At 48.1% G+C, this 24,793-nt stretch carries 23 protein-coding genes and 1 other RNA gene; 16 read left to right on the plus strand and 8 right to left on the minus strand.

The features are described from left to right. The first annotated feature begins 2 nt into the window (after positions 1-2). The 4 genes from B153_RS0116710 to B153_RS0116725 all read left to right on the plus strand — a co-directional run bounded on the left by B153_RS0116710 (position 3) and on the right by B153_RS0116725 (position 6,741). Positions 3-2,123: a hypothetical protein gene (locus B153_RS0116710; protein ID WP_020597881.1), complete on the plus strand. Its 2,121-nt coding sequence runs from the start codon at positions 3-5 to the stop codon at positions 2,121-2,123. Next, on the plus strand, positions 2,124-2,639 hold the full coding sequence (locus B153_RS0116715; protein WP_020597882.1) for a hypothetical protein: 516 nt from the start codon (positions 2,124-2,126) through the stop codon (positions 2,637-2,639). A gap of 43 nt (positions 2,640-2,682) precedes the next feature. After that, on the plus strand, positions 2,683-6,111 hold the full coding sequence (locus tag B153_RS0116720) for a hypothetical protein (RefSeq protein ID WP_020597883.1): 3,429 nt from the start codon (positions 2,683-2,685) through the stop codon (positions 6,109-6,111). A 324-nt stretch (positions 6,112-6,435) separates the two neighbouring features. Next, entirely contained in the window at positions 6,436-6,741 is a 306-nt protein-coding gene (locus B153_RS0116725; RefSeq protein WP_020597884.1) for a hypothetical protein, read from the plus strand. A gap of 56 nt (positions 6,742-6,797) precedes the next feature. Here B153_RS0116725 and B153_RS37695 read toward each other — a convergent pair whose 3' ends face one another. Further along, positions 6,798-6,968 carry a hypothetical protein gene (locus tag B153_RS37695; protein ID WP_020597885.1) on the minus strand — a complete coding sequence of 57 codons (171 nt, stop codon included), beginning with the start codon at positions 6,966-6,968 and terminating at the stop codon, positions 6,798-6,800. 112 nt (positions 6,969-7,080) lie between these two features. Between B153_RS37695 and B153_RS36725 the strand changes: the two genes are divergently transcribed. From B153_RS36725 to B153_RS0116775, 8 genes are all read left to right on the plus strand, one after another. Continuing rightward, positions 7,081-7,689, plus strand: coding sequence for a KilA-N domain-containing protein (locus B153_RS36725; RefSeq protein WP_020597886.1), 609 nt, complete (start codon positions 7,081-7,083; stop codon positions 7,687-7,689). A 74-nt stretch (positions 7,690-7,763) separates the two neighbouring features. Continuing rightward, positions 7,764-8,036 (plus strand): hypothetical protein, encoded by a 273-nt coding sequence (locus B153_RS0116740; protein WP_020597887.1) that lies wholly within the window; start codon positions 7,764-7,766, stop codon positions 8,034-8,036. Between the two features lie 2 nt (positions 8,037-8,038). Continuing rightward, positions 8,039-8,194: a hypothetical protein gene (locus tag B153_RS37700; RefSeq protein ID WP_020597888.1), complete on the plus strand. Its 156-nt coding sequence runs from the start codon at positions 8,039-8,041 to the stop codon at positions 8,192-8,194. 164 nt (positions 8,195-8,358) lie between these two features. Next, on the plus strand, positions 8,359-8,505 hold the full coding sequence (locus tag B153_RS37705) for a hypothetical protein (protein ID WP_020597889.1): 147 nt from the start codon (positions 8,359-8,361) through the stop codon (positions 8,503-8,505). 619 nt (positions 8,506-9,124) lie between these two features. Beyond that, positions 9,125-12,400, plus strand: coding sequence for a tetratricopeptide repeat protein (locus B153_RS0116755; protein WP_020597890.1), 3,276 nt, complete (start codon positions 9,125-9,127; stop codon positions 12,398-12,400). Positions 12,401-12,604: 204 nt separating this feature from the next. After that, complete coding sequence (locus B153_RS0116765) at positions 12,605-13,216, plus strand: recombinase family protein (protein ID WP_020597891.1); 612 nt, start codon at positions 12,605-12,607, stop codon at positions 13,214-13,216. A gap of 110 nt (positions 13,217-13,326) precedes the next feature. Beyond that, entirely contained in the window at positions 13,327-15,135 is a 1,809-nt protein-coding gene (locus B153_RS0116770; protein ID WP_020597892.1) for an AAA family ATPase, read from the plus strand. Next, complete coding sequence (locus B153_RS0116775) at positions 15,132-15,389, plus strand: hypothetical protein (RefSeq protein WP_020597893.1); 258 nt, start codon at positions 15,132-15,134, stop codon at positions 15,387-15,389. The genes B153_RS0116770 and B153_RS0116775 overlap by 4 nt, the downstream gene beginning before the upstream one ends. A 4-nt stretch (positions 15,390-15,393) precedes the next feature. On the opposite strand, the gene B153_RS0116780 is transcribed toward B153_RS0116775, so the two are convergent. Both B153_RS0116780 and ssrA read right to left on the minus strand, forming a co-directional pair. After that, complete coding sequence (locus tag B153_RS0116780) at positions 15,394-16,653, minus strand: phage integrase N-terminal SAM-like domain-containing protein (protein ID WP_020597894.1); 1,260 nt, start codon at positions 16,651-16,653, stop codon at positions 15,394-15,396. Between the two features lie 56 nt (positions 16,654-16,709). Then, positions 16,710-17,084, minus strand: a transfer-messenger RNA (tmRNA) gene (ssrA, locus tag B153_RS37105). 264 nt (positions 17,085-17,348) lie between these two features. On the opposite strand from ssrA, the gene B153_RS0116785 reads away from it, so the two are divergent. After that, entirely contained in the window at positions 17,349-17,990 is a 642-nt protein-coding gene (locus B153_RS0116785; protein WP_020597895.1) for a hypothetical protein, read from the plus strand. A gap of 70 nt (positions 17,991-18,060) precedes the next feature. Here the strand turns inward: B153_RS0116785 and B153_RS0116790 are convergent, their stop codons facing one another. The 4 genes from B153_RS0116790 to B153_RS0116805 all read right to left on the minus strand — a co-directional run bounded on the left by B153_RS0116790 (position 18,061) and on the right by B153_RS0116805 (position 20,742). After that, the gene (locus B153_RS0116790) at positions 18,061-19,047 is read right to left on the minus strand and encodes an alpha/beta hydrolase family protein (RefSeq protein WP_020597896.1); all 987 of its coding nucleotides are present in this window, start codon (positions 19,045-19,047) and stop codon (positions 18,061-18,063) included. 84 nt (positions 19,048-19,131) lie between these two features. Beyond that, a complete protein-coding gene (locus B153_RS0116795; protein ID WP_026262222.1) occupies positions 19,132-19,794 on the minus strand; it encodes an SdpI family protein in 663 nt (220 codons plus the stop codon). A 39-nt stretch (positions 19,795-19,833) separates the two neighbouring features. Continuing rightward, complete coding sequence (locus tag B153_RS0116800; RefSeq protein ID WP_020597898.1) at positions 19,834-20,127, minus strand: autorepressor SdpR family transcription factor; 294 nt, start codon at positions 20,125-20,127, stop codon at positions 19,834-19,836. Between the two features lie 117 nt (positions 20,128-20,244). Continuing rightward, entirely contained in the window at positions 20,245-20,742 is a 498-nt protein-coding gene (locus B153_RS0116805; protein WP_020597899.1) for a DUF421 domain-containing protein, read from the minus strand. A gap of 246 nt (positions 20,743-20,988) precedes the next feature. On the opposite strand from B153_RS0116805, the gene B153_RS0116810 reads away from it, so the two are divergent. The 3 genes from B153_RS0116810 to B153_RS0116820 all read left to right on the plus strand — a co-directional run bounded on the left by B153_RS0116810 (position 20,989) and on the right by B153_RS0116820 (position 24,262). Then, entirely contained in the window at positions 20,989-21,546 is a 558-nt protein-coding gene (locus B153_RS0116810) for a DUF6580 family putative transport protein (RefSeq protein ID WP_020597900.1), read from the plus strand. 190 nt (positions 21,547-21,736) lie between these two features. Next, on the plus strand, positions 21,737-22,909 hold the full coding sequence (locus B153_RS0116815) for a serine hydrolase domain-containing protein (RefSeq protein WP_020597901.1): 1,173 nt from the start codon (positions 21,737-21,739) through the stop codon (positions 22,907-22,909). A gap of 120 nt (positions 22,910-23,029) precedes the next feature. After that, the gene (locus B153_RS0116820) at positions 23,030-24,262 is read left to right on the plus strand and encodes a TlpA family protein disulfide reductase (protein WP_020597902.1); all 1,233 of its coding nucleotides are present in this window, start codon (positions 23,030-23,032) and stop codon (positions 24,260-24,262) included. An 11-nt stretch (positions 24,263-24,273) separates the two neighbouring features. On the opposite strand, the gene B153_RS0116825 is transcribed toward B153_RS0116820, so the two are convergent. Next, on the minus strand, positions 24,274-24,492 hold the full coding sequence (locus B153_RS0116825; protein ID WP_020597903.1) for a VF530 family protein: 219 nt from the start codon (positions 24,490-24,492) through the stop codon (positions 24,274-24,276). Positions 24,493-24,793: the final 301 nt, after the last annotated feature.

A 24,793-nucleotide genomic window follows, 5' to 3' on the forward strand; every position in this document is an offset into this window, starting at 1 on the left:
TTATGCTTGCTATTACCAACGATACCGGCGATACCCTGCATCTGGATCCTGATCAGAATCTGGTCACTGAACAGAATGCCCCCTGGCTAACCGACGACGAGTTACCAGGGGAGTATTCCTATTCGATCGATGCGCCACTAAGTGATAACAATAAGCGCTTTGTCCGTCACGCGTACCGGCCTGATCTGGCTCTACCAGTCTCATCGATGCCGGTGCACGTAGCCATGGACGGCGTGCTGTATCGACAGTGTACGTTCTGCTTTCGGATTAACGGTGGAAAATTAAGTGGGTACCTGAAAATCGACGCCAGTGAGTTTTACGATAAAATCCGGAAAATGAGTTTGCTGGATCTGCTCAGTGAACCGTTTTACCTGGGCGATGGGCTGATGCATAACCCACCCATTAACCTGGCGGGTCGGCTTAAGCAGATCGCCCAGATGAAACCGGGCGAGTTTCCCTGTACGTTCTTTCCCATCCGGGATGACATTTTCCTGGAAGATGATTTTACCATCACCTCGACAGTGCCCACCGATCCGGCCCAAATTGGCGGTGCGGCCGGTATGACGGATCTGGGCTTTCAGCGCAAAGCCTACGTCAACAACTGGACAAAGCTACCGGATGGTAGTTTCGGTTTTCTGGTCGACGATCAACTGCCCGCCCGGTATGGCTACCTGATTTGCCCCCAGTTTTATTTAGCCTGGGTACTCCAGCAGATCATAACCAAGGCTGGCTTTAGCATCGAATCGGACTGGCTGGCCTCAGCCGACGTGCAGTGCATTACCATCAAGAATCTGACGGCCATGAACCAGGCCGCTGGTTCACTGGGGGAGCTGGTGGCGGGCCACAGTGTGGTACCCGGTATGTTTCTGCCCGACATGACGGTTGGGGAATTTCTCAAAGCCGTCAAAGGTCGATTCGGACTGCTGTACACCTACAATTCCAACGACCGGATTTGTTACATCACCCAGTTCACCAGCGCCGTTGCCGCCGGAGCGGCCATCGACCTGACCGACTACCAAACGGGCACCTACAGTACCGATTATCCGGACCTGAAAGGATTTACGGTGTATGATTTTGTGGATGATAAAGACGACCTCTACAAGGATTCGTCAGGCAACACCATCAAACCACCCTACCAGGTCGTTGGCGCAGGCGAAACCGAAATTAACCTGAAGGCGGGCACCTGCCAGCTGGTTCGGGAAACCTCGCCCCTGGGAGCAGGCGCCCTCTGGTTTGTACCCAAGGTGCGCCAGGCCGGCAATGTGCTGGACGCGATGTACAAAAAATCGGATCGCTACCTGACCTCAGAGGGTAAACGGCCTAACAATATCGGTCTGTGTTTTCTTTCCTACCGGGGCATGACCACCGATAGTAAAGGCAACCCGTATCCTTTAGGTACGCCCGGCGTACTGGACGGCCAGCAGGTCAGGGTCGGTTCCCAGGCTCTGACGCTGGGTGGCCGCTACGGGGCCTGGCGTAGCTATCTGAACGCCTATTATCAGTTTCGAAACCAGACGCAGCGGATTACCCAGCCGATGCTTATGCCGGTGGCCACGCTGGCCAGCCTGCAACTCCATCGATCGGTATTTCTCACGCTGGAAGATCAGATCCGCCGGTCGTATCTGATCAGTAAACTACAGGCCGAAATGCCGGGCATCGATGGAAAAGTGCGGGTTCGCCTGGAAGCCCTGACGCTGCCGTCGGGCATCGATCAGGTGGTAGATGTCGATGCACCCATCGTCTGGATTCAACTGGAGCAGATCAATACGGCTAAACAGCCCATTGGCGACACCAACGTATCGGGCTACGAAGTGTATGCCAGCCTGACGTTTCGGGCCTGGAGTAATCCGGCCAAAACAGGGGCTGCATCGGTAGCGAATCTGGTGCTGCAACTGCGTCGCATTCAGAAAGGAAAATCAGTACTGACTGACCTGGCCACACCGGCCGATACCAGTTACACCGAGTCGGTGGAATACTATACGATGAAAGGTAACACGGCCGTCTTTGAAACCAAACTACTCGTCGAAACCAAACTGGTCAACCACGTGCGCGACATCACGCTACTGGATTTTTCACTTGCCTACAGTCTGGATCCAGGCGAGGGCTATACCCTCATTAATTAAATGGAAGAGCCTAAGGTCGATATTCATGCCAGGATCAACATGCGCGGCCTGGTGGCCGACTGGCTGAAATACAACCAGGAACGCTTTCAGGAAGATCTGGACAAAAAAGTGTATGGCCTCCGGACCAATAGAAAAGGGGTTCAGCGGACGCAACTCGGCAAGGATTACAAATTTGGCTCCGGTACCCGAAAATCGTCGCGGACCAATACCCTACGCACGGCCTGGCGCTATAGCCTGGGTGGATCATCCGACCAGGTGCAGGCCGATTACAGTTTTCCCCTTTACGGCCGGTTTGTCGATATGGGCGTCGGGAAAGGCACTGATTATGCCTTATCGAAATACCAGTCGATTCGAAAAAATGGGGAACCCCGCACGCGCAGGCCCGTTCGCTGGTATTCAAAACGCAAAAGTTATGAGCTTCACCGTCTTCGTGAGCTGATGACCAAATACCACATCGATGTAACGCTCGATTCGCTGGAAACAGCCCTGACGGCCAAAGTCGAGGTGATTGTTTAAACACACTTAACTGATTCGCCTGGCTTGCCTAACCGCAAGCTGTATGGCAACCCAAACCGAAAGAGCCGTCGTAGACCTGGTTATCAATGGTCAGTCGGCGAAAACCACCCTCAAGGAAGTCAGCCTGGAGGTAACCAAGACCCGCTCCGCCCTCAATAAAATGAAGGAAACCGATCCGGGCTACAAAGATCGGCTAAAAGAAATGCATGCCCTCATCGACGCGCAGCGGACGATGACGGCCCGTATCAATGATACCTCCACCGCCTGGGGCCGCTTCAAGAAAGAAGCAGCTACCGTGATGACGGGTGTTGTTGGGGGCAACATTGCCACCGCTGGCCTTCAGGCCCTGGTGGGTCTGATTCCCGATACGGTACAGAAAACCCTTAAACTCAAAGATGCCTTTGCCGATATCGAGAAGGCCACGGGTCTATCGACGGCTGGTGTTGAAAAACTCAACAAGGAGCTTAAAGCCATCGATACCCGCACAACCAACCAGGAGCTGCGGGATATTGCCGTCGCCGGCGGTCAGTTAGGCGTGGCTAATGACCAGCTTTTAGGCTTCGTCGAAAACGTCGATAAGGCCGTTGTCGCTCTGGGTGATGAGTTTACCGGGGGCGTCGATCAGGTCGCCAAAGAAATTGGCGGGATTGCCAAGCTGTTCGACGAAACCAAAACGATGCAGATTGGCCCGGCCATCAACAACATTGGTTCGGCCCTCAATGAACTGGGGGCTGCTGGCTCAGCGACCTCGCCAGTTGTTGCCGAGTTCACCACGCGCATGGGCCAACTGGGTGATCTGGCTCCAAAACTTTCCGAAACGCTGGGTCTGGGGGCAGCCCTTCAGGAACTGGGCTTATCGGCCGAGATTGGTGCCAGTGGCCTATCGGGTCTGCTCTTAACAGCCGCCAACAACTCAGATTTGTTTGCCCAGCACCTGGGCATGAGTAAAAAAGCGGTCGAGGACCTGATCAACACCAGCCCAAATGATTTTTTGATGACACTGGCTAAAAGCTTTTCGGGCCTGGCACCCGTGCAGGTCGCTCAGCGTCTGAAGGAATTAAAAGTCGAATCCCAGGAATCCATCAAGGTCATGAGCCTACTGGCTGACCAGACGGATTTCGTTGCCCAGAAACAGGCGCTGGCCGCCAAAGCCATGCAGGAAGGCACAAGCCTGACCGACGAGTTTAGCAAGAAAAACCATCAGCTCGCCAGAGATTTAAAAGACCTCAACGAGTGGTTCAACTCTTTATTCTCCAGCAAGGCCCTTCAGGAATTTCTGGTCTCAGCCACGCACAATACCGTCGAATTCTTAAAAGCACTGCCGCAGCTGGGCCAGTGGCTCAGCAAAAATTCGGAGTATGTCTATATCCTGGTAGCGGCCACGGCCGCCTATTACGGGGCCATCATCAAAGCCACGGTCGCGGCTTGGGCCAATACCACCGCTGAGATTGCCCGCCGGGTAGCCTACCAAGCCGGGTATCGCTGGCTCCTGATTTCGGAGGTGGCCACCAAAGCCTATGCCCTGGCCACGGGTGTACTGACCGGGCAGATCAGTCTTCAGACGGCGGCTGTCACCCTGGCCCGAGGGGCCTGGTCGGCGCTAAGTGCGGTGTTTCTGGCGAACCCGATCGGGCTGGTCATCGCGGGCATCACAGCCCTTGGTTATGCCGTAAAACTGTATTCGGATAATACAAAGGAAGCCCTTCGGCTGGAGCAGCTTCGCCAGCGGCTGCAATTCGACATGAGGCTTTTGACCGAACTACAGACCCGGTCCCTGGAGAAATACAATGAGCAGATGCAGAATTACGCTGGCTTAAGCCAGCAGCAGCGGGCTGAGCTGGTCAAAAATGTAGCCGTTGGTAAACTGGAGATGGAAAGCCGACTCGCCCGGATGCAGGTCCGTCAGAAAGAAATGGAAATGCTGGCCCTGGAGCCCTCGCTTTGGGAAAAACTCTGGGCCGTCATCAAATCAGGCGGTAATCTGGCGGCCGTCCCAACGGGCATCCTGCAGGCGGGCCTTCAGCAAATGCAGGCTGTTCGGGCGCAGTTCGAACAGCAGGTCGCTCCTATTAAAGCCAATATCCAGCAGATGCAGGGTATTCTCAACCAGGTAAGCCAGTTTGAACAGGGCAGCGTCAAACCCACCGGTACCGGAACGCTTAACACCCTAACCGATCCGGAGAAGAAAAATAAGAAAGCGCAGCAGGCCGCTGAGGACCTGGAGAAAATGCTGGCCGAATCCCGTCAGCGTATCATGGCCGGGGAGGAGTCGGATTACGAGCGTGAAGTAGCGGCTTTTGCGGCTAAGTATTCAAAAATGTATGAACTAGCGAAGGATAACCAGGCGAAAATCGACGAGATCCGCCGGCTTAGCCTGCTCGAGTTCGAACAGATCGACAACAAACGGCTGGAAAAAGAAGATGAAGAGCGCCGTAAACGTCAGCAGAAAGAGAATAAAGAGGGCTTCCATGCGTCGTTGAACCTGGCAGAACAGACCCGTACCGATGGGCAGGCCCCCATCGATCAGGGGGTAGTCACCCATAAACTGGGTGAAAACGAAGCCCAGATGATGGAGCTTCAGGCTGACCAGGCTTTTCTGGAGCAGAAATTAGTACTGGAGCAGACGTTTGCTCAGGAATCGGCCGAAACCCAGCGTCAGTTAACTGAAAACTGGAATGCCCAGCTAAAGCTTCGCGCCCAGACCGAATACCAGGCAGCTGAGCAGATGAAGCAGGTTGAATGGGCGCTGATGGATGCCAAACGCGCAGCCTATGCTGAAGGGATCAGCGTACTGAAGGGATTTTTAAAAGAAGGTAGCCTGGCTTACAAAGCGGCCATTATCGCTCAGAAAGCCTTCGCCATTGCCCAGATCATCATCGATACCCAGCGTGAAATCGCCGGACTTCCTGCCAACCCATCGGTACTGGCGTTGCCAATCGGCGTTCGGGAAGCGTATATCGCTAAATCAGCGTTATCCGCCAAAATCCGGGCCGGTATCGCCATTGCGACCATTGCCGGAGCAGGCATTCAGGAAGTAGCGGCGAAGGCTCAGGGTGGTTTTACGAGCGTTCGTGAACTGTATGGGAGTCCATCGGGCTTCGTCGATTCCCCTACCCTGTTTAACCTGGGAAGGCGGTCCTACATCGCCGGTGAAGCAGGCCGGGAATTTGTAATTTCCAACCGGGCGCTTCAGAATCCGGTAATAGCCGACTTCGCCCGGCTCACCGATGTTGCTCAGAAAACGGGCAATTATAGCGTCATGGACTCGGCAACGGGGTATAATCAGGCATTAGGCCCTGGTAGCGGCACGAAAGAAGGAGCCCTGGGTGATAACATGGTAGTGGTAGCCGCTATCGGTCGACTCGAGCAGCGCATAGCTGACCTGGCCAGCCGGAAGATCTCGTTTGACATCCTGGCCTTTGAGCGAAAACAGAACGAAATGCAGTCCATCCGCGAAGAAAACAAGCTGTAGGCCGATGCGGTCGCTGTAGCGGATGGCTTCTGCTCCCTGGAAAGGCCGTTTTTAGCGTTTCGCGGATTTCGCGGATGATCGCGGAGGGTTTTTAGCGCGTTTTTTTAAAAAAAAGTTTTTTTCTCACGCAGGCTATTCTCCCGTAGAAAAGGGTCTCCCCTACCCAAAAAAGTGAGGCAAAAAGCCGTAGCAATGGCTCTAAAATTAACTTTTTTTGAGTATATTTATCTGTAAATCAATAGTTTACAAAACAAAAAAACCCCAACGCTAGGATCTTGGCAGAAGCAGCGAAGGGGCATGTATCACATCTAACCATTACGTCAAATGTCTACGGAGCAAAGCTACGTGGGTGGGGGCAACTATGCAACCCCATCAAACCAACCAGTTAGCGGTCATCTTTACCGCACCCAGGTCTATCTTCTGGTTACCGATATTGCTCGGTTATCGGGTGAATCGGAGCTAACTATCTGGAAGCGGATTTATCAACTTGTACATGCTTATTACGGGGTCTACCTCCCTTGGTTGCCCAGGCGGAAAAACGAATCGATGCTCAGGGTAGCTGAACGGCACGACCATTTGGATAAGGTCTATTCGGTAGCCTATTCGGAGCGATTGCAGTATCAATCGTAAATTAAAAACGGCCACCCTTTAAAGGTGGCCGTTTTTATTATAGGCTCTACAAGGAATCACTTTTGAGACGAGTCTTCTTTACCATTTACGCCCAAAGCTTTATCCAAATACTCACTAGCCAAAGAACTGATAGTAACATTCTTCTCGCCTGCAAGTCTCCTGTCTAATTGAATCTTCAATAACTCCTTGTGGGCTTTTTCTGATATATCAACTGTTGTTTTTGCCATGTCTATAAAAAGCTATGCTGTAAAGGTATTTTTTATTTCAAAAATTATTATTACAACAATTTGATTTTTTAAATCTTTTTACTGTAGTTTACAGTAAAAAAATATATCAATTATGGAAGATCAAATTATCAAGTACGTCTACGAAGATCAGGAGATCGAATTCGATCTAAGCGGCCACACACTGATGGTAAACGCCACAGAAATGGCTCAAGTCTTTGGCAAAAAGACTAATGACTTTTTGCGCCTAGATCAGACAAAGGCATTCATTATAGAGTGTCTGAGTTACGGGAAATCCCGTAACTCAGACATTAGTGAAAGCGAGAATTCACGGCTTTTAGGAATCGAAACTGAAGAAGATATTGTGCGTGTTAACCATCGTCACGGAACATGGATGCACAGAATATTAGCACTCAAGTTTGCCGCTTGGCTAAGCCCTCGATTTGAATTGTGGGTTTACTCAACCATAGACCAAATACTCCAGAACAGAGGCCCCATCAAACCAGAGTCCATAGCTCAGCGCCGAAAAATACTAACAGAGCGAAATGGGTGGCTAGCTCAGAAGCTGAAAGCTCAGGAGCGTATCCAAACCAGCAATGAGGCTGACACAAAGATCATCAAGCAAGCAGAACGAGAAATCAAAAAACTGGATAAGCAACTTAGCGCCCTCAATAAAACAGACACCAACCAGGCAACCTTATTTGCCCAGGAATTAGAAGAATAAAAAAGCCCGGTAGTTCGCATCTACCGGGCCATGAGCAAAACCGAAGTTTCACCCATTTTTGAGTACATAAAACTATGCCGAAAACCGGAGTAATCCAAGACCCCATTCTGGTGAAGAACCCCAGCACGGGACGCCACATCAACATTGCCCCTTTATTTGACACCATCGAAGCTGCGGGCGAAACGCCGGAAGGTTCGGTAGCGGGCCTCAAACACCTGGTGGCCCGGATCATTCGCCGGGTCAATCTCTCCTGGGATGGTGATGCGACCGATCAGAAGAACGTCAACTATGACCTGTACCTGCTGCACGATATGTTCGAAGCCATGGCCGAGTTTAACCGCAACTAATTATGGAAAACAAACCGATGCCATCGCCCGAGCAGATCCGCCAGCGGATTCTGGCTCTTACCCAAAGCCGGATCATCATCGAAGCGAAACTCGAACGGCTCTGGCAGCTTCAAAAGCTGCAACAGACTGAGATCGACAAGCTCACGCAGTTGCTCTAACGATACCTATATATATAGGTAGAAGCCTGGCCAGATGGCCAGGCTTTTTTCGTAGTTTTACTACCATTAATGAACCTGGATGCGCTTAGACAGATTCCTTTGTGGTGTATGAACCAGCAGCGTAACGAACCTCAGCTCTAGGGTCCCAGTTGCTTTCCTTTCTCATGGCCCAACGCACCAAAGCCCAGCGCACCGCCAGCCGCATCGAGCGACTGGAACAAACCAAACTTATTCTGGAGGTAAAAATGAAAGTTTTACAGGTGGGTCTTCAAAAGATAACCGCTGAACTGGAAGAACTGAGAAAAACATAAACTTTGTTTAACACAATGTCTTACAAGCTTTTACAAAAAGAGTGAGGCTACGGTTTATAGACCTTTCATTAAAATACGCCCTTTTGCCTCAGCGTTAGAAATGAATAAGTGTACATATTGAGTATACTTATTTTAATTTTTATTCATTCTTCTATTCAGAATATGAACCATACCTCAATCTGGGTCTTAGACCCGGAATCGGGCCGGGAGTACGACGTTGCTCCTCTTTTTGAGACGCTCAATGTTTTAGATCGGCCAGGTAACACTTCAATCAACACAAGTGGCAGGGTTGTCATTAACCGAACTATACGCACACTTAACGTAACTGTACACGATCCACAAATCACTACACCTTTGCATTTAGCCAATTTATATAGAGACCTCCACCAGCTTGCCGACATGTTCGAACAGATCAGAGAGAAACCGTCGAACTAAGTCTGTTAATCTTTATTCTCAACGGAAGCCTGATCGGATTCGGTCAGGCTTTTTTTACTGTTCCTAAGCGCCTACTAAACAGGTAGAAAGCTTTATGATTAGAGACTGATTAGTATTTTTAGATTTGAAATGTATCCCACTAATGTATAACCTTCCTAAAAACTTACCCTTGTTAACCAGTCTAATGGCGAAAGGGGTCGTTACCTGTGCAACCGGTGATGCCCTGACTGGTGCCGTTACCCTGGCCTCAGCGGCTACCCAGATTGCCAAAGCCTTTGCCCCAGATGTTACAGAGCATTTCATTAGCGTATTGGACTACGCGCAATTCAAAGAGTTTTTGATTAAAACGCATCCGGGTGATCTGAACCATGATCTGGATAAACTGATCAAAGAGTCAATGATCCGGGCGGTTGGCTATATCAAGCGCCTGTATCTGGATAAACTAAAAGCCGACAGTCAGCTCACTTGGCGGGAATCACTCCAAAATCCGTTCGCCGTTATTGAAGACGTGTTAACGACCATGGAGCGGGATTTGAAAGCAGAGCTGAGTTTTACGACCTACCAGAAGACCGATCTGGAAAACTATCTGACAGGTGAACATTCGGATTGTCTGGATCAGTTGACCGATTACCTATTTACGGTTTCCCGAGTTGATCAAACCCATCCTGAATGGAAAAAATTACGGGTCTTTTTTAGGGAACAACTGCCTTTACTGTTTGATGCGTCGTATAAAGAAGCCTTAAAGGCAGAAGACAATCTCAAAGCCTTTAAAGCCTTCCAGATATGGGTTCTGGAAGAAGGACTTAAAAATCAAAAACTGATCCTGGCTGATCAGCAGAAAATACTAGCCGAACTAGAGAAGCTGGCTACAGGGCAGTTCTCACCTACTCAATCGGCGATTCTTCACCAGTTAGACGAAGATATTAAGCAGATTCCTATTCTGTTTACGCAAAAGCTGGACGCAGTACTTGTGCAGCTTAACCGTATCGAAGCCGTTGCCAATCGAACGGAAGACAAGGTCGATAAAGTCATCGACCTTGTCGAATCAGGACTACCGACTAAAAAACTCATTCCTCGCTATCTGACAGCAATCCCCTCGTTTGGTGATGAATTCATTGGTCGGCAAGAAGAGCTTGTTACATTAAAAGAAACCCTACAGGCTAGCTCCAAAGTCGTACTGATGAATGGAACGGGAGGCATAGGTAAAACGACACTTGCCAAACGATTCGTCCAGCTTCATCTCAAAGACTATGATCATATCTGCTGGATCGACGTAACTAAACAGGATGCAACTATAAAAGGGAAGCTGGTATCGGGAAGTCTGAAGGAAGTCCTGGCCGACCATCTTGTGCTTTTTACAAACCTAAGCGTTCCGTATAACCCGAAGGAGGAATCCCTGCAGCATCGGTTTGAGTTAATTGCCAATGCGCTTTCTAATCTGGAGGGATCCAATTTACTCGTTGTTGACAACGCCGGAGCCGATGCCGGTGAGAAAGCCATTCGTAACCATTTACCAAAGCCTCCCAATTGGCAGGTCTTAATTACATCCCGGCAAACTCTAACCGGGTATACCGTTTTACCCTTGGATAGACTTAGTGAAGAAGCAGCTACTAAGCTCTTTACTACGCATTATACCTATAGTTATTCTTCTGAAGAAGTTTCAGCTCTATTAGCAGCTATTGAGTATCATACCTTAACCGTTGAGTTATTTGCCAAAACGCTCGAAGCCCATCATGGCAGTTTAACCATTGCTGATTTACTGCAAAAAATTAAAACGCGGGCCCTTAGTGATCCGGCTTTACAGCGGAAAATTGAAACCGAACACCATCCCGATGAAACGGAGGTCTATTTACATTTAATGCAGGCCTTTGATTGCGCCGAATTGACCGATGAGGAGAAAACACTTTTAAGCCAGATTGCCTTATTGCCACCTGAATCGTATACAGCAAAAGAGCAATTAGCTCCCTGGCTAGGCTTCGAGGATCCAGATAGCCAGCAAATGCTTGATAATACCCTTAATCAATTAGCCAAAAAAGGCTGGCTGATGAGAAGTAATCATAATTTTTCATTACATCGGCTACTCCAGCAGATCATCCACTACCAAGTTCCTTTTGACTGGGATCAGTCAAAAGTTCTTATTGACTCCATTTGTCAACTCTTAGAAATTGTTGAAAATCCAAATGCGCTAGGTGTATATCCACTTAGAAGATATGGGGAGTTTCTGTTAAACACTATTCCTGTAACTTATCAAGATGAACTAGAAGTAGCCCGATTAAAAAATAATTTAGGTCTGGTCTATCAAGCTTTAGGCCGTTTTGAGGAAGCCGCTGTTCTGCTGGAGACAGCTCTGCAAAATACGTGGCAGAACTTGGGCAGCAACCACCCTAATGTGGCCATCAGTCAATCCAACCTTGCGACAGTCTATCAATCTTTAGGCCGCCATGAGGAGGCTGCTGTCCTGCTGGAGACAGCTCTGCAAAATACGTGGCAGAACTTGGGCAGCAGCCACCCCAATGTGTCCATCTGTCAATCCAACTTGGCAATGACTTATAAAGCATTAGGTCACTATGAAGAAGCTGCCGTCCTGCTGGAGACAGCTCTGCAAAGTGCGCTACAGAACTTTGGCCCCAGCCATCCAACTGTGGCCAATAGGCAATCCAATCTAGCAATGGTCTATAAAGACTTAAGCCGCTTTGAGGAGGCTACTGTCCTGCTAGAAACAGCCCTCCAAAGCGATCAGCAGAACTTTGGCAGAAACCATCCCATTGTAGCTACCAGACAGTCCAATTTAGCACAGGTCTATCAAGCCTTAGGTCGGATTAAAGAGGCTGCCGTCCTGCTGGAGACAGCTCTGCAAAGCACCCAGCAGAACTTTGACAACAACCACCCCAATGTAGCCATTAAGCAATCCAATTTAGCAATGATCTATAAAGACCTAGGTCGCAATAATGAGGCCGTAGTCTTGCTGGAGACAGCCTTACAAAGCGATAAGTATACTTATGGCAACAACCATCCCACTGTGACAATCAGGCAGACCAATTTAGCACAGGTCTATCAAGCACTAAGTCGCAACAATGAGGCCGCTGCACTGCTGGAGGCAGTTCTAAAAAGCAATCAGCAAATCTTTGGTGGCAACCACCCGAATGTAGCCATAAGTCAATCTAACTTAGCGCTAGTCTATCAAGCTTTAGGTCGCGATGAAGAGGCCGTTGTCCTACTGGAGACAGCCCTCCAAAGCGATCAGCAAAACTTTGGCAGCAACCATCCAAATGTAGCTTCCAAGCAATGGGATTTAGCTACTTCCCTCTTAAAGTTAGATAGAATTGAGGAAGCAATACAATTATTAAAAACTGCTGAAAAAACTTTTATACAATTTTTAGGCAAGTCCCACCCATATATTGCTAGGGTTCGATCTTGGTTAGATTATGCACAGAGTAAACAATCTCACAATAGCCAGTAAAAAAACAGTCGATTAAATGAATGCTGACAAACCAAACAAAGATCGTTTTAACTTTTCTAACTCAGACAGTAAATTGGTTCAGAAAAAAATGGAATAAACGACCGTTTTGACACTGTTTAAAAACGGCTTAAATCGCATGGCTTTTTCCGGTTGCATGACTCCGGTTTATTTAGTATTTTCAGACTTTCACCGAATCATCTAAAAATGCCTAAGATCTACTCGTATTTACGAGTCTCTACCCAGGAGCAGGACCTTCAGAAAGATCGGCTCCTAGTACTAGAGTACGCCAACCGGCTCGACGTAGGAAAAGTAAACTTTGAAGAAGAAAAGATTTCGGGTAAGAAACCCTGGCGTACCCGAAAGATTGCCTCCATCATCGATCAGCTTCAACCTGGCGACGTGCTTATTGAACCAGAAATGTATAGGCTGGGCCGCTCGACCATCGAAATTCATCAGATGGCTGAAGTCATTAAAAGTAAACAGGCAGTACTACACCTTATTCGGGAGGGCATCATTCTTAATGATTCGCCCATTAGCGATTTAATCTTTGGTGTCCTAGCCTCTACGGGTCAATTTGAGCTACGTATGCTTTCGGAGAGAACCAAGGCTGGTCAGCGCAAAGCAAAAGCAGAAGGTAAACTAATTGGCAGACCTAAAGGGCCAGGCAAATCGAAACTAGATTTTTACGAAGTGGAGATCAAAGCGTTGCTGGCGACAAAGTCTGAAAAGAAATTTATTGCTCAGCGTTATGGTGTAGCAGAAAGTACACTTCACGAGTGGTTAAAAAAGAAGATAGAGTTACCCAAGAACCTATAACGGCCATTTTTTTTCTAATATCAGATCAGTATTGATAATCTAGGGCTCTATCAATACCTTTTCTACATACGTATATAAACATTAAGGAGTTAAAATAAAATTGTCCCCCCATGAAACTTCTAATTAAAAAACAGTTGCATTGCTTTACACCAATTGAAGTTGAATTAGCAAATTTTTCAATCATAACGGGGCTAAATGGTGTGGGAAAAACAATGCTTTTGAAATCAATTGCCACTGGATCTAACTTTCAGCAGCCAATTCAGATTGTTGATTCAGAAAATGATCGACGAATCATTCATTCAAAGTTTGTCCCAATAACAACTTTGATTCCCAATGTGGATATTTCAGCACCTAATGATCCAAATATGATTTCTCGTGGAGTGACTATACAAGAAAATCCTTTGTTGAATCTTGTAAAGTACTATAAAGACAACATTAAATTGGATAGCAAAACACCAATATCTCTTGGCTATATTAAACTAGCAGAAAAATTGCAAAAAAATGTATATGAACTTTCTGAAGAAGACATAATGGAGAATTATGAACTTTCATACGGTCACCCAAGTGGTGATATATTTTCAGTTAAGATTGGAGATTTAATCAGCCATTATGAAAAATTAAAACATGATAATGAGTACAAAGAATTTGAAAATATATATAAACATAGAGATGTCCCTTATTTAAAGGATCACGAGTTTGTATTAAAATACGGTAAGAATCCTTCTATATACATTAATGAAATATTAAAAAGCTGCGATCTACCATATAGAGTCGTAGCAGGCAGGGAAAAGAATGGTGCTTTTCATAGAGTGGCTTTTCGAAATATCATTACAAATGATATTTCAGGAAATATTAATATTTCATCAGGCGAGCAAGTATTACTTGCAATTGCAATTGCCACTTATAATTTGGAGAATAGGACAGTTAATACAGCTACTAATTCTATTCAACGATATAATCTATTATTACTTGATGAACCTGATGCTTCATTACACCCATCAAATGTAAAGATACTACTTGACTCTATTCAAAAAGTTTTCGTTGACCATGGGGTTAATGTTATTATGTCTACACATTCTCCATCGACAATTGCCCTAGCTCCAGAAGAAGCAAAAATATACTTATTAGAAAAAGGTCCGACAAAATTAACTGAACTCAGCCGTGATCAAGCGATTAACAAATTAACGGTTGGTATTCCTACACTTAGTGTAAAAATAGAAAATAGAAAAGTGGTGTTTGTTGAAAGTAACTATGATGCAGAAAACTATCAATCATTATTCACAAAAGTTAAAAACTATCTAAATACGGATTATTCTTTAACCTTTGTAGCATCGGACATAACAGGCAATGGCACTTGTGAAAAAGTTGAGGATATTGTCAATAAACTAGAAGGATTACAATCTGTTTATGGCTTAATTGATCACGATGGAAAGAAGCAGGAAACTGCATTTCTTAAAGTTCTTGGGCATGGAAATAGGAATGGAATTGAGAACTATATCTTAGATCCTGTGATATTAGGCACATATTTACTTAGAACCACTATCATTGCAAAATCAGAAGTAGGCCTAAGTTCCAATGAGAATAGTTTATCAATAGAAAATTTTAACGCGGAAAGGTTACAAGCATTTGCAGACAGTATTATTAGTTTAATACAAAATAGGCCAAATGAGACTAGCCTCCAGACCACAACTTATCTGAACGGAATCTCTATAAAAATTCCCGAATGGTACTGTAAAATGGATGATCATGGACTTCAAGATCTTATTATTACAAACTTCCCTGCTTTACAAAGACTGAACAATCGAAATAAACTCAGTTCTGAAATAATTCAACAAGTAATTGAAGATTCCCCTGGTCTTACACCTATTGACATTGTAACTACATTTCAAAGCATACTTCCAGACTGCCCAAATCCATGAAACTCACCTGGACTTTCTACCCCAAAAACGAACCATCTATTTCGCTGGAAGTGAACTACGTACCTGAACTTGATGGGAAAGACTTAGAAGGTGGAGGCTTCCTGCATATATCTACAAACCGGGCCTTTGTCAACTGGATTACGTTTCGACGATTCGACGAAGCATCTGTTAAATCCCGAAAGGATGCCTTCGCCCGGCTCATACGTATTTCAGATCCAGACCCTAACTGGATAGTTCAGCGGCAAGTCAACTAGAGAATTAAAAAACAGGAAACTTGTGAATCTTATCGTCATCCGCTAGGCGAACGCCTAAATCACGCAGGTATTCAATGGTTTGTTTGATATTGGAATGCCGGGCCTGCTGCCGAACCAGTTCAATATCCTTGGTAGCCGTCCAGAGCGCAATGGCACCCGTATGCTTCCAGGAATACATATCGTGGCCACTATCCAACAGATTCATTTCCTCCAGGACCTTAATGTGCCGACGGTAAAAGAATTTCGGCCCCACCATCACCGGCCCTGGCGTCCCTTCCTGCGAAAACACAAAGTAATGCCCTGGATAATCCCGGATCTTCTGCTCCTGGATCAGTAGCTCCAGCGGCAGGGGAATATCGACGTAATCCCCTTCATTGGTTTTATCGGTATCGCCCGACACGTAAATTACTTTGGTGCGTACGTCCCGCACGCGGAGCCGACGCAGCTCCTCATGGGGCCGCATCAGGGTGTAGTACATCCAGCGGCAGAAAGTTAGTAAATTATCCAGGCCTAATTTTTCGCAGGCCTCGCGGTACTGCTTTTGCTGAGGCAGCGAATAGGACTGGTGTTTGTTCTGCACAAAGGGAAGCATTCTCACGTCCTCATCTTCGAACGGATTGCCCTGTTTCTTAAGCTTTTTACTTCGGTCCAGTTTGGCAAAATAATTAAAGAAGGTGCCGCACGCGCCCTTGATGTTGTTGCGGGTGCGGTTGGACACCCCCTCGACGGTGATTAGCTCGTTTAAAAACTCATTCACATCGGCTACCTCCAGCTTGCCCAGCGCCAGGTTCCCCCGCCGGTGCCGCTCCAGATACCCCAGCAGTTTCATAACGCCCGTCCGGTAGGACTTAAACGTATTGGGCGCTAAGGCTTTTTTACAAAACGCGATGTAGATGTGAGCGGCCTTGGCGATGGGTAGCGAGGGCGAGACCTCAATGTCCGATCCGGGTTTTAGGGTAACCCTAAGTTCAGGAAGGCCCTGGGGCCGGGTGCCGACCCAGACCTTTCCGGCCACTTCCTTTAGGGCTTTGATGATCCGCTCGGCCTTGGCCAGCCGAATATCGACCGTTGGCCCGGTGATGGTTATCCGTTTGCGAACGATTTTGTGATCATCGTACGACCAGACGCCGTAGACGACGGCCCATTGCTTGGAGAGGTCATTGTCGGTAGGTTTGGACAGTTTAGGGTCCTTCCAGGGGAATTCACCCAGCTCAAAATCCCCAATCTTGGTTTTGTCCAATTCGTTTTGCCACGATTTTGCCATACAGAATTCTAAATACAGAAAAAGGCCTGTAACTCATTGAATTACAGGCCTTTAATAGGTGGAGACGGAGGGATTTGAACCCTCGTCCAGTCAAGGAAACCGACGCGCTTTCTACATGCTTAGGTACACTTAAGATTGTCGGGAATCGGCCCGGTGTGTACCAAACCAAACCTCATCCGTAGGTGCTTGTTTCTCACTCGGCCGTTAACACCATAAACCGAGCCAGCGCTGCGTTTCGATGCCTCCTGATCCAGCCGGCAGCACGTAGACCGGGGAGACAATGGCTATTGTTTAATCCTCCGGATTAAGCAGCCATGGCGTAGTTATACTCGCCAGTTATTGTTTTGACGATTTGTTTGGGTCGGGAAATTCCGCCAACTCCCGGCATGCTTACACGCGACCTCAGCAAGCTGTCAATTCCGGTCGTCCCCAAAATCGACTCCCTAAAGGGCGTGTATGTTCTAACCCACAACAAGGGCAGATAGTTCGCATTGGCTGGTCGCTATCCGTTCTCTCCGATTAATCATGGCGTATCCGAACGTCTGAATGGCTCAGTTTCAGTCGCTTTCCAGTTTCCCACTCAATCAGATATATTGCTTTTATTCATTTTTTTAAGCGAATTTTACTAACAAATCTCTGAATGATCCGTTATCGGGTTAGGCGTTTACCCGAATCGATTAGCCTGCCTGTCAACCATGACGATTACTTCGTTTGAAACGAACCTGTACCAGCATCTGGCCCCCTTCTTTTCGGACCATGCCTACTCCTTACTGACGGAAAAGAAACAGTTCCGCCGAGTGACCAGTAATGGCTTTCAGAACATTATTTTGTCTTCGGTTTTTTATCCGGACGATACCACCCTGGACGTTAATTTTGGCTGCCGTCACGAACAGGTCGAACAGATTGCCCAGCAATTTTTGAACAATCAGCCGGATCTTCGGTCGGATGCCAACACCCTGATTCTGTCCATGTGCCGATTTGCTGGCTTTCAAAAAGCGCGGTACAAAATTCATTCTGAAGCGGATCTTACGCCGGTATGTACGCAGATCGAGGATTTTTTCAGTACGCAGGGGTTCGACTTTCTGGCGACAACGGCTTCGCTCCCAACCCTTGACCGGCTGCTGAACGAGTTTCCCGACGAACCTTGCCGGTATGTGTATAATCAGACCCATCGCTGCTACAAGGGTTTGATTGCCGCCCATCTGAATCACAACCCGAACTTTGATAATCTGGTCGACCACTACCGACATTTGCTCATCTACCAAACCCAGAATCCATACGAACAGATGCATTTTGAACGATTGATAGCCTATCTGCAGCATTATTCGGCAAATTAGGGGTCACGTTTGTTAGTAAGTAGCCTGTTTAGTTGCTGGAGGTCATTGGCGGCTCTGTATGAGGCAGGCCTCAATGTTTATTTTTTCCATTGATAAACTGGGCCAGGATTGTCGCCAGACCGGAGGTTATGGGTAAGGCAGGATCAGAATACGTTTTAAAATTCTCCAGTTTATCCGTCCCGGCAACGTCTTTCAAAATATGGTTCATCTGGTCGAAGTACACAAGCTGGGCATCGGGACAGGCAGCTTTCAGAAGCTCGGCATCAGTCACCGCTACCTGTAGATCTTTTTTTCCCTGCACAATCAGCACTGGCCCCCGAAATTTTTTGAGTACTTGTGCCGGATCGTACTGCATCCAGGAAATTAGGGCGGGCTGTGATTTCGGAGAAAGCTGGGCTCTCAGTATCGGGTGTTTCGGGTGAACCGACTGTCCGGCCCGTAGCGAATCCAGTGCGCTATCGACTTCAGCCTGTAACTCCTTTGGATTACCGGCCATTCGCCCCTGCTCTTTCATCACATCAGCAATCGTACGTCCGGCACCGGCGATGGATATAAACCCGGCGGCTTTGGTTTCCTCAGCCGCCAGCATACCCACCAGCGACCCTTCCGAATGACCAGCCACATATACTTTAGTGAATCGCTTGTCGGCCTGTAGTTGCCGAATAAACCCAACGGCATCGCTGACATAAAAAGTAAATCGATGATCTTCCGGCTTGATGACCCTGGCTGCTGCCTGCAGATTTGTACCCGAGCCCCGTTTGTCGTACCGGGCTACGGCGATCCCCTTCTGTACCAGACTGTCAGCCAGCATTTTAAACGCATTTGATTTTAGTCCATATGCGCTATTGCAATCCCGGTCGGTAGGGCCTGAACCTGCAATCAGTAAAACAACCGGAATCGGTTTTTTGGGCTTCTGGGGCAAGGTGAGTGTTCCATCGAGCGTCAGCTCCACGCCAGTGGGTACTGTGATTTTATACTGTAATGGTTCTTCTGTTTGCGCAAACACGTTTGAAGCTACACAAAGCAGGCAATACGTTACGATGCAAAAACGGTTCATAAGCTTACTTCTGGATAGGGTGAACAAATACATTATGGAATGGCCAGGTAATAAACGTTGGCTGCTAATCACTTTTCGGCAGCCTTAGTTCAACTGATGGCTTTTTTCCTGACGATAGTAGATATACGAATACACTACCGGGATAAGTGATGCCAGCAGAGTGATTCCGGTAACGACCCACAGACCACAAGGCATAGGAAGCACCAGCGCTAATACGGCACTCAGCAAACCACCCACAACCATCAGGCGGCCACCCATCCGATGTGTTTTCCGCCAGACCGTCTCGTTTTCCAAAGTCCAGGGGGTACGTATACCCACAACCCAGTTTGGTTTTACGGTGGTGATGTAGTTCCCGATACCTGCCAGCATAACCCCCAGAATGGCAAACAGAGGAATCAGAGCTGATTGCTGCGCCACTTTATGCTGAGCCGTATACCACATCCAGCCTACGATGGTGGCAAGGGATAGCATCACCACAAACCGCAGTTTCTCATAATTCGCCGTTTGCAGATGCCCTTTGGGATCAATTCGTGGTAAGAAACGAAGGGCTAGATAAAGAACCAGTGACAAAGCGCCCATCACGGCCGCTGCGGTTTCCTTCGGCATCGAACCATTGGGATGACCGGCAAAATCATAGTGGGTAATCACCTGAGCCGGAAGCTGGTTCCAGATCATAGCCAGATAGACGAAGGGGGCCAATAAAGTCCCGACCATCAGAAGTTCAGTGGAGGTTGAAGTTGGTTTCATGGTCATCAAAGGGGGTTAACGTGTCGTATAGAAATTGATTCAGGGAGTATGTTTAACTGGCGTTTTCTCAGCCTCAGGCGCTTTTTGAAAACTGAGCAACCAGGCCAGCAATTCATCCATTACCGTCGTGTTCAAGGAATAATTCACAAACTGCCCCTGCTTAGTGGCCTCGACCAAACCCGCTTGCCGCAGCAGATCGAGATGGTGGGATATACTGGGCTTGGTCATGTCGAACCGCTCGGCAATTTCTCCGGCATTCAGGTCTCCCCCGCGCAACAGGTCCAGTATCTGTCGGCGAGTGGGGTCATTCAGGGCTTTAAACAGGTGATTCATCAGCAGTCGATTATATAATTAGACAAATATCTAATTAATCATTTAGACAACTATCTAAATATATGTAAATAATCCATTTTAATGATAGATGGACAAAAAGGCGGATGAATGGTAATTTCACTTTTTAATCACACTGATATTTCCACTGCTTTCCATATAACAGGACTTCACTTCATAGATTTGCTCAACCCCCTGCTCCCGTAGCATACCAAGTAGTTCCGATGCGGTAATGAGTTCTTTTTTCATATTCTGCCGCAGCATAACCCCATCTTTTACCAACAATACGGGGTCCGGTTCGCCTATTTTTGAAAAGAAAACCGACCGATACCCCAGCCAGTTGATGGCATAATCCCACAAAACCAGGCTCCCAACCAGGATGAACCCTTCCGTAACGGATGTATAGTCTCCGGCCATAGCGTTCTGAGCAGCGTCGGAAATCAGAGTAATCAACAGCAAATCACTAATTCCTAATTGGCCCGCCCCACGTCGGAAAAAGCGGATATACAGGAAGCAAAACCAGTAGGTCAGCGTACCCCGGATGATAATTTCCCAGAGCGACATACCAGGCACAAACATCTCATGCCAGTTAATGTCGGTCAGCAGTAGGGTTGTCATGGTGAATTGAGAGCCAGTTTGTACGCTCTATAAAACGGTTTTGAGCGTCTACGGTTTCGGGGCATCGCTTCGTCTTTCTACGGGTCTGCCTACACCCCTACCGCCTGTTTGCCCCATCCCTTCTTTTAAAGCAACGCGTCATCGTATCCGTTTTGGCGTTACCTTTGCAAGCATCCGGTAAAATAGGGCCGTTTGGCCTAATGCCGGTATGTTTGCATTCGATCATTAATCGCTGATTATACGCTGATGAAGCCGCTCCAGATTCGACTGACTACCCTTTCGGTCCTTGTTCTTACAACTGCCTTGTTCCGCTTGCTGCCTCACTGGCCAAATTTTACGCCAGTAGCAGCCGTCGCCCTTTTCGGTGCGGCAACTTTTGAGCGGAAATGGCTGGGGCTGGTCGTTCCGCTGGTTGCCATGTTACTGAGCGACGCGCTCATCGGTTTTCACGGGAGCATGGGAGCGGTCTACACCAGTTTTCTACTGACCTGGCTGTTGGGTCTATGGGTAGGTCGGGGAACAGAAACCCAACAACCGGCGGTCAGTCGCATTGCGGTTGCTTCCGTAACGTCGTCGATCCTGTTTTTTCTGATTACTAACTTTGCTGTCTGGTATGGTAGTACCTACTATCCCCAAACCATGCCGGGTCTGATGAGCTGCTACGCAGCCGGACTGGCTTTCTACGACGGTAGTTCGTTCTTTTTGAACGGTGTGTTTGGCGACCTGTTTTTCAACACGGTTCTGTTTGGCGGGTATTATCTGCTTCAGCAACAGTTTACGGTTCTTCGTCCGGCCCGGCGCTAACCGCTCAAAACTCATTTCATGAAACGTCTCGCTGAGAACCAGCGAGACGTTTTTTATGCACCCACTGGCCTGTGTGGGCGACCAACGTCCACAAATGCATCGTTGTTCAGGATTCCGCTTTATCTTTAATGCCTTTTGGACGCGCGCTTTTTTAACCCGTACCTCATCAACGCTCTACCCATTTTCCTGTATGCGATTTCCTTATTTCCGAAAAAAAGCCCTCCTTATTCTGGTACTACCCAGTCTTGTAGCCTGTCATCGCCCCCCAGCAACCCAATCCGCCTACTATCCTTCCAGGGGCAACTGGGAACATCGCGCTCCCGAAAAAGTAGGCATGGATGCCGACCGGCTGGAGCAGGCGGTTGCTTTCGCCAAAACGATGGAAACAACCCAGATGACCCCCAACTTTTCAACTCAGGAAGAAATTTTCGGCAAATTGCTCAGGCCAATGCCGGACAGCCGGGCAGCTACCAACGGGATCATACTCCGGCATGGTTACATCGTTGCTGAATGGGGCGATACCCAACGCCCTGACCCTACCTATAGTGTTGCCAAAAGCGTGCTATCGACCGTAGCGGGTATTACGATTGAACGGGGTATGATTCCAGACATCCACGATCCGGTAGGCAAGCTCATTCACGACGGTGGGTATGACTCTGAGCAGAACAAGGCGATCACCTGGGAGAATCACCTCACCCAAACCAGCGAGTGGGAAGGCAGTCTGTGGGGAAAAAACAGCGATTTTGTGGGCAAAGAGGCATTTGGTAAAGGGGAGCGCAAGCCGCGCACCCTCCAGAAGCCGGGCACTTACTATGAGTACAATGATGTTCGGATCAATCGGCTGGCTCTGTCGCTGCTACGGCTCTGGAAAAAGCCAATTCCTGAGGTTATCCGGGATGAGATTATGAATCCAATCGGGGCTTCCGATTCCTGGCAATACGTTCCTTACCCAAATGCAGTGGCCGAGGTCGACGGCAAACGGTTGCCTTCCGTGAGCGGTGGTACTCGCTGGGGGGGCGGCCTCTGGATCAACACCCGCGACGAAGCCCGGTTCGGCTACCTGTTTCTCCGCCAGGGTCGCTGGGCCAATCGGCAGATCGTTTCATCGAACTGGGTTAAGCAGGCTACTACGCCCAGCCCCTACGGCCCTGATTATGGGTATCTGTGGTGGCTCAATACCGGCACCAGCTCCACAGGTAAAAAAGCCTGGCCCGATGCGCCTGCTACGAGCTTTGCCGCCATCGGCGCCGGTTCCAATACCATTTGGATCGATCCGGAACACGACATTGTGATTGTCTGGCGATGGCATAATGGAAACCCGAACGAATTAATTAAACGTGTGCTGGCGGCTGTAAAAGACTGATTCTGGAATGAAGTTTGCCTGTGCTTGACAGATTGCAAATCGTTATGAATGTTGGGATGGACACAGCGTATACGCCTTCTACCCATTTGTGATCTGTTCCATTTAATCCTGCCGAAGTAGATGAACCGATATCGTTTTACACTCTTTCTGTTCTTTCTGGGATTGCGTTACAGCTTTGCGCAGCCACTCTATCAGGGCCCGCAACCGGAATCCCTGTTTACCAACCCCGTTGAAAAAGAGTTTCTGACGGCATTCGCAACCAAATTTAAAGCCGATTTTGATGCCACCAGTCAGTATGCCAAATTACAGGCTACGGGAATCGACGTTTGGGAAATGAACCTGTTCGACGCCCGTAAAGCGCAGTTGGCTTTTTATAAAGCTTATCCGCAGGCCGATCAATTTTCGACCGCCTTCCGGCAGTATGCCGAAGCCAGCATTCGCTGGAATTACTGGCATTTGTTGCTGGCTTATCCAGTAATCCGTGGCAATGCCCAGACCAGTCTGGCTAGTCTGAACGCGCTCCCCTCCGTTATGATCGAGGAACTGGCGGGTCTTAATATCAACGATGAAGCCGCTTTGCCCGCCGAATCCTACCAGAACTTTCTGTTTTATTACATCACCTATTTTAATGCCAAAGCCCGGAACTTCGTCAAATACACCACGACCGATATACAAACCAGCCTGCCGGATAAAGCGTCGTTTGCTCGTCAGCATTTAACAGGTAAGCCTTATCAGTATGCGCTGGCCCGCCTGCTGGTCGAAAACTGCGAGAAGGCAACCCCGTCTTCGGTACGGGACGTATTTACCCTGCTCAATGCTACCCCCAATTCGGCAGGCTATGCCAATGCCGTAAAAGCCCGTTGCGGAGAGGTAATGGCCCGGAAAGATGAGCCTGTAGTGGCAGCCGCGAAAAAAAAGTCCATCAGTCCCAACACCTTTTCGTTTGTCAACCAGGCGGGTGAGCCCGTAACCCTCGATGAGTTTAAAGGTAAAGTTGTTTATCTGGATGTGTGGGCCAGTTGGTGTGGCCCCTGTCGGGCCGAATTTCCTTTCTCAAAACAGCTTCAGGAACGCCTGACCAAAAAACAGAAAGAACAGATCGTTTTCCTTTATCTGTCGATCGACGATAACGAAGACATCTGGAAACGCGCCCTTAACAGCCTCCAGCTTCAGGGTGAGCATGGGCTGTCGACAGGCGGCTGGAAATCGCGAACGGTTCAATATTTCGGGATTCAGAGTATTCCCCGCTACATCCTGATCAACAAGAATGGGCAAATCGTGGACGATAATGCCAAACGACCCAGTATGACCGACGCGCTGCTCCAGGATATTCTCAAATTAACGGCTGAATAGCCCAAGCGCTATCAGCGGTCCATCCATTGCAGATACAGGTCTTCTACCTGTTTTCTGGCCCAGTCGGTTTTCCGTAAAAACGTCAGGCTGGATTTGATACTGGGATTGTTGACAAAACAGTTAATCCTGATTTTACGCCCCAATCGCTCCCAACCGTAGTAGCTTACCAGCTCGGTTAAAATGGCTTCCAGGGTTTTGCCGTGCAACGGATTATTGGGTTGAGGGTTCATTTGACCAGGGTTTCGATGACCCAAATATACGCCAGGAATATCATACCGGCGTTTCACAGTCCAGACCGCTACTCGACCCTTCCTCCACCTGATGCAGGAAGGGTCAAACATCTTCTTCAGACGGTTGGTTACCAAATCGCACGAACCAAACCCACTTACCTGGTAGTATGTGACAAATTTGGCGTTTTTTACGTCTAAAAATTAGATTTTTGCTTGCTTTACCGACTATATGACTACCAAATTGTAGGCATATTACCCGTTTAACCAATTTGTATGTACCTGATTCAGAAAGCCGGACTAC

The sequence above is a fragment of the Spirosoma panaciterrae DSM 21099 genome, assembly GCF_000374025.1.
Lineage (GTDB): Bacteria > Bacteroidota > Bacteroidia > Cytophagales > Spirosomataceae > Spirosoma > Spirosoma panaciterrae.

What these genes read in the sequence shown, in the direction of transcription:
- B153_RS0116790 (WP_020597896.1), bottom strand. Translation starts at nt 19,047, where the DNA reads ATGAACCGTTTTTGCATCGTAACGTATTGCCTGCTTTGTGTAGCTTCA.
- B153_RS0116710 (WP_020597881.1), top strand. Translation starts at nt 3, where the DNA reads ATGCTTGCTATTACCAACGATACCGGCGATACCCTGCATCTGGATCCT.
- B153_RS0116815 (WP_020597901.1), top strand. Translation starts at nt 21,737, where the DNA reads ATGCGATTTCCTTATTTCCGAAAAAAAGCCCTCCTTATTCTGGTACTA.
- B153_RS0116765 (WP_020597891.1), top strand. Translation starts at nt 12,605, where the DNA reads ATGCCTAAGATCTACTCGTATTTACGAGTCTCTACCCAGGAGCAGGAC.
- B153_RS0116780 (WP_020597894.1), bottom strand. Translation starts at nt 16,653, where the DNA reads ATGGCAAAATCGTGGCAAAACGAATTGGACAAAACCAAGATTGGGGAT.
- B153_RS0116810 (WP_020597900.1), top strand. Translation starts at nt 20,989, where the DNA reads ATGAAGCCGCTCCAGATTCGACTGACTACCCTTTCGGTCCTTGTTCTT.
- B153_RS0116795 (WP_026262222.1), bottom strand. Translation starts at nt 19,794, where the DNA reads ATGAAACCAACTTCAACCTCCACTGAACTTCTGATGGTCGGGACTTTA.
- B153_RS36725 (WP_020597886.1), top strand. Translation starts at nt 7,081, where the DNA reads ATGGAAGATCAAATTATCAAGTACGTCTACGAAGATCAGGAGATCGAA.
- B153_RS0116775 (WP_020597893.1), top strand. Translation starts at nt 15,132, where the DNA reads ATGAAACTCACCTGGACTTTCTACCCCAAAAACGAACCATCTATTTCG.
- B153_RS37705 (WP_020597889.1), top strand. Translation starts at nt 8,359, where the DNA reads ATGGCCCAACGCACCAAAGCCCAGCGCACCGCCAGCCGCATCGAGCGA.
- B153_RS0116720 (WP_020597883.1), top strand. Translation starts at nt 2,683, where the DNA reads ATGGCAACCCAAACCGAAAGAGCCGTCGTAGACCTGGTTATCAATGGT.
- B153_RS0116800 (WP_020597898.1), bottom strand. Translation starts at nt 20,127, where the DNA reads ATGAATCACCTGTTTAAAGCCCTGAATGACCCCACTCGCCGACAGATA.
- B153_RS0116740 (WP_020597887.1), top strand. Translation starts at nt 7,764, where the DNA reads ATGCCGAAAACCGGAGTAATCCAAGACCCCATTCTGGTGAAGAACCCC.
- B153_RS0116785 (WP_020597895.1), top strand. Translation starts at nt 17,349, where the DNA reads ATGACGATTACTTCGTTTGAAACGAACCTGTACCAGCATCTGGCCCCC.
- B153_RS0116820 (WP_020597902.1), top strand. Translation starts at nt 23,030, where the DNA reads ATGAACCGATATCGTTTTACACTCTTTCTGTTCTTTCTGGGATTGCGT.
- B153_RS37695 (WP_020597885.1), bottom strand. Translation starts at nt 6,968, where the DNA reads ATGGCAAAAACAACAGTTGATATATCAGAAAAAGCCCACAAGGAGTTA.
- B153_RS37700 (WP_020597888.1), top strand. Translation starts at nt 8,039, where the DNA reads ATGGAAAACAAACCGATGCCATCGCCCGAGCAGATCCGCCAGCGGATT.
- B153_RS0116770 (WP_020597892.1), top strand. Translation starts at nt 13,327, where the DNA reads ATGAAACTTCTAATTAAAAAACAGTTGCATTGCTTTACACCAATTGAA.
- B153_RS0116715 (WP_020597882.1), top strand. Translation starts at nt 2,124, where the DNA reads ATGGAAGAGCCTAAGGTCGATATTCATGCCAGGATCAACATGCGCGGC.
- B153_RS0116805 (WP_020597899.1), bottom strand. Translation starts at nt 20,742, where the DNA reads ATGACAACCCTACTGCTGACCGACATTAACTGGCATGAGATGTTTGTG.
- B153_RS0116755 (WP_020597890.1), top strand. Translation starts at nt 9,125, where the DNA reads ATGGCGAAAGGGGTCGTTACCTGTGCAACCGGTGATGCCCTGACTGGT.
- B153_RS0116825 (WP_020597903.1), bottom strand. Translation starts at nt 24,492, where the DNA reads ATGAACCCTCAACCCAATAATCCGTTGCACGGCAAAACCCTGGAAGCC.
- B153_RS0116725 (WP_020597884.1), top strand. Translation starts at nt 6,436, where the DNA reads ATGTCTACGGAGCAAAGCTACGTGGGTGGGGGCAACTATGCAACCCCA.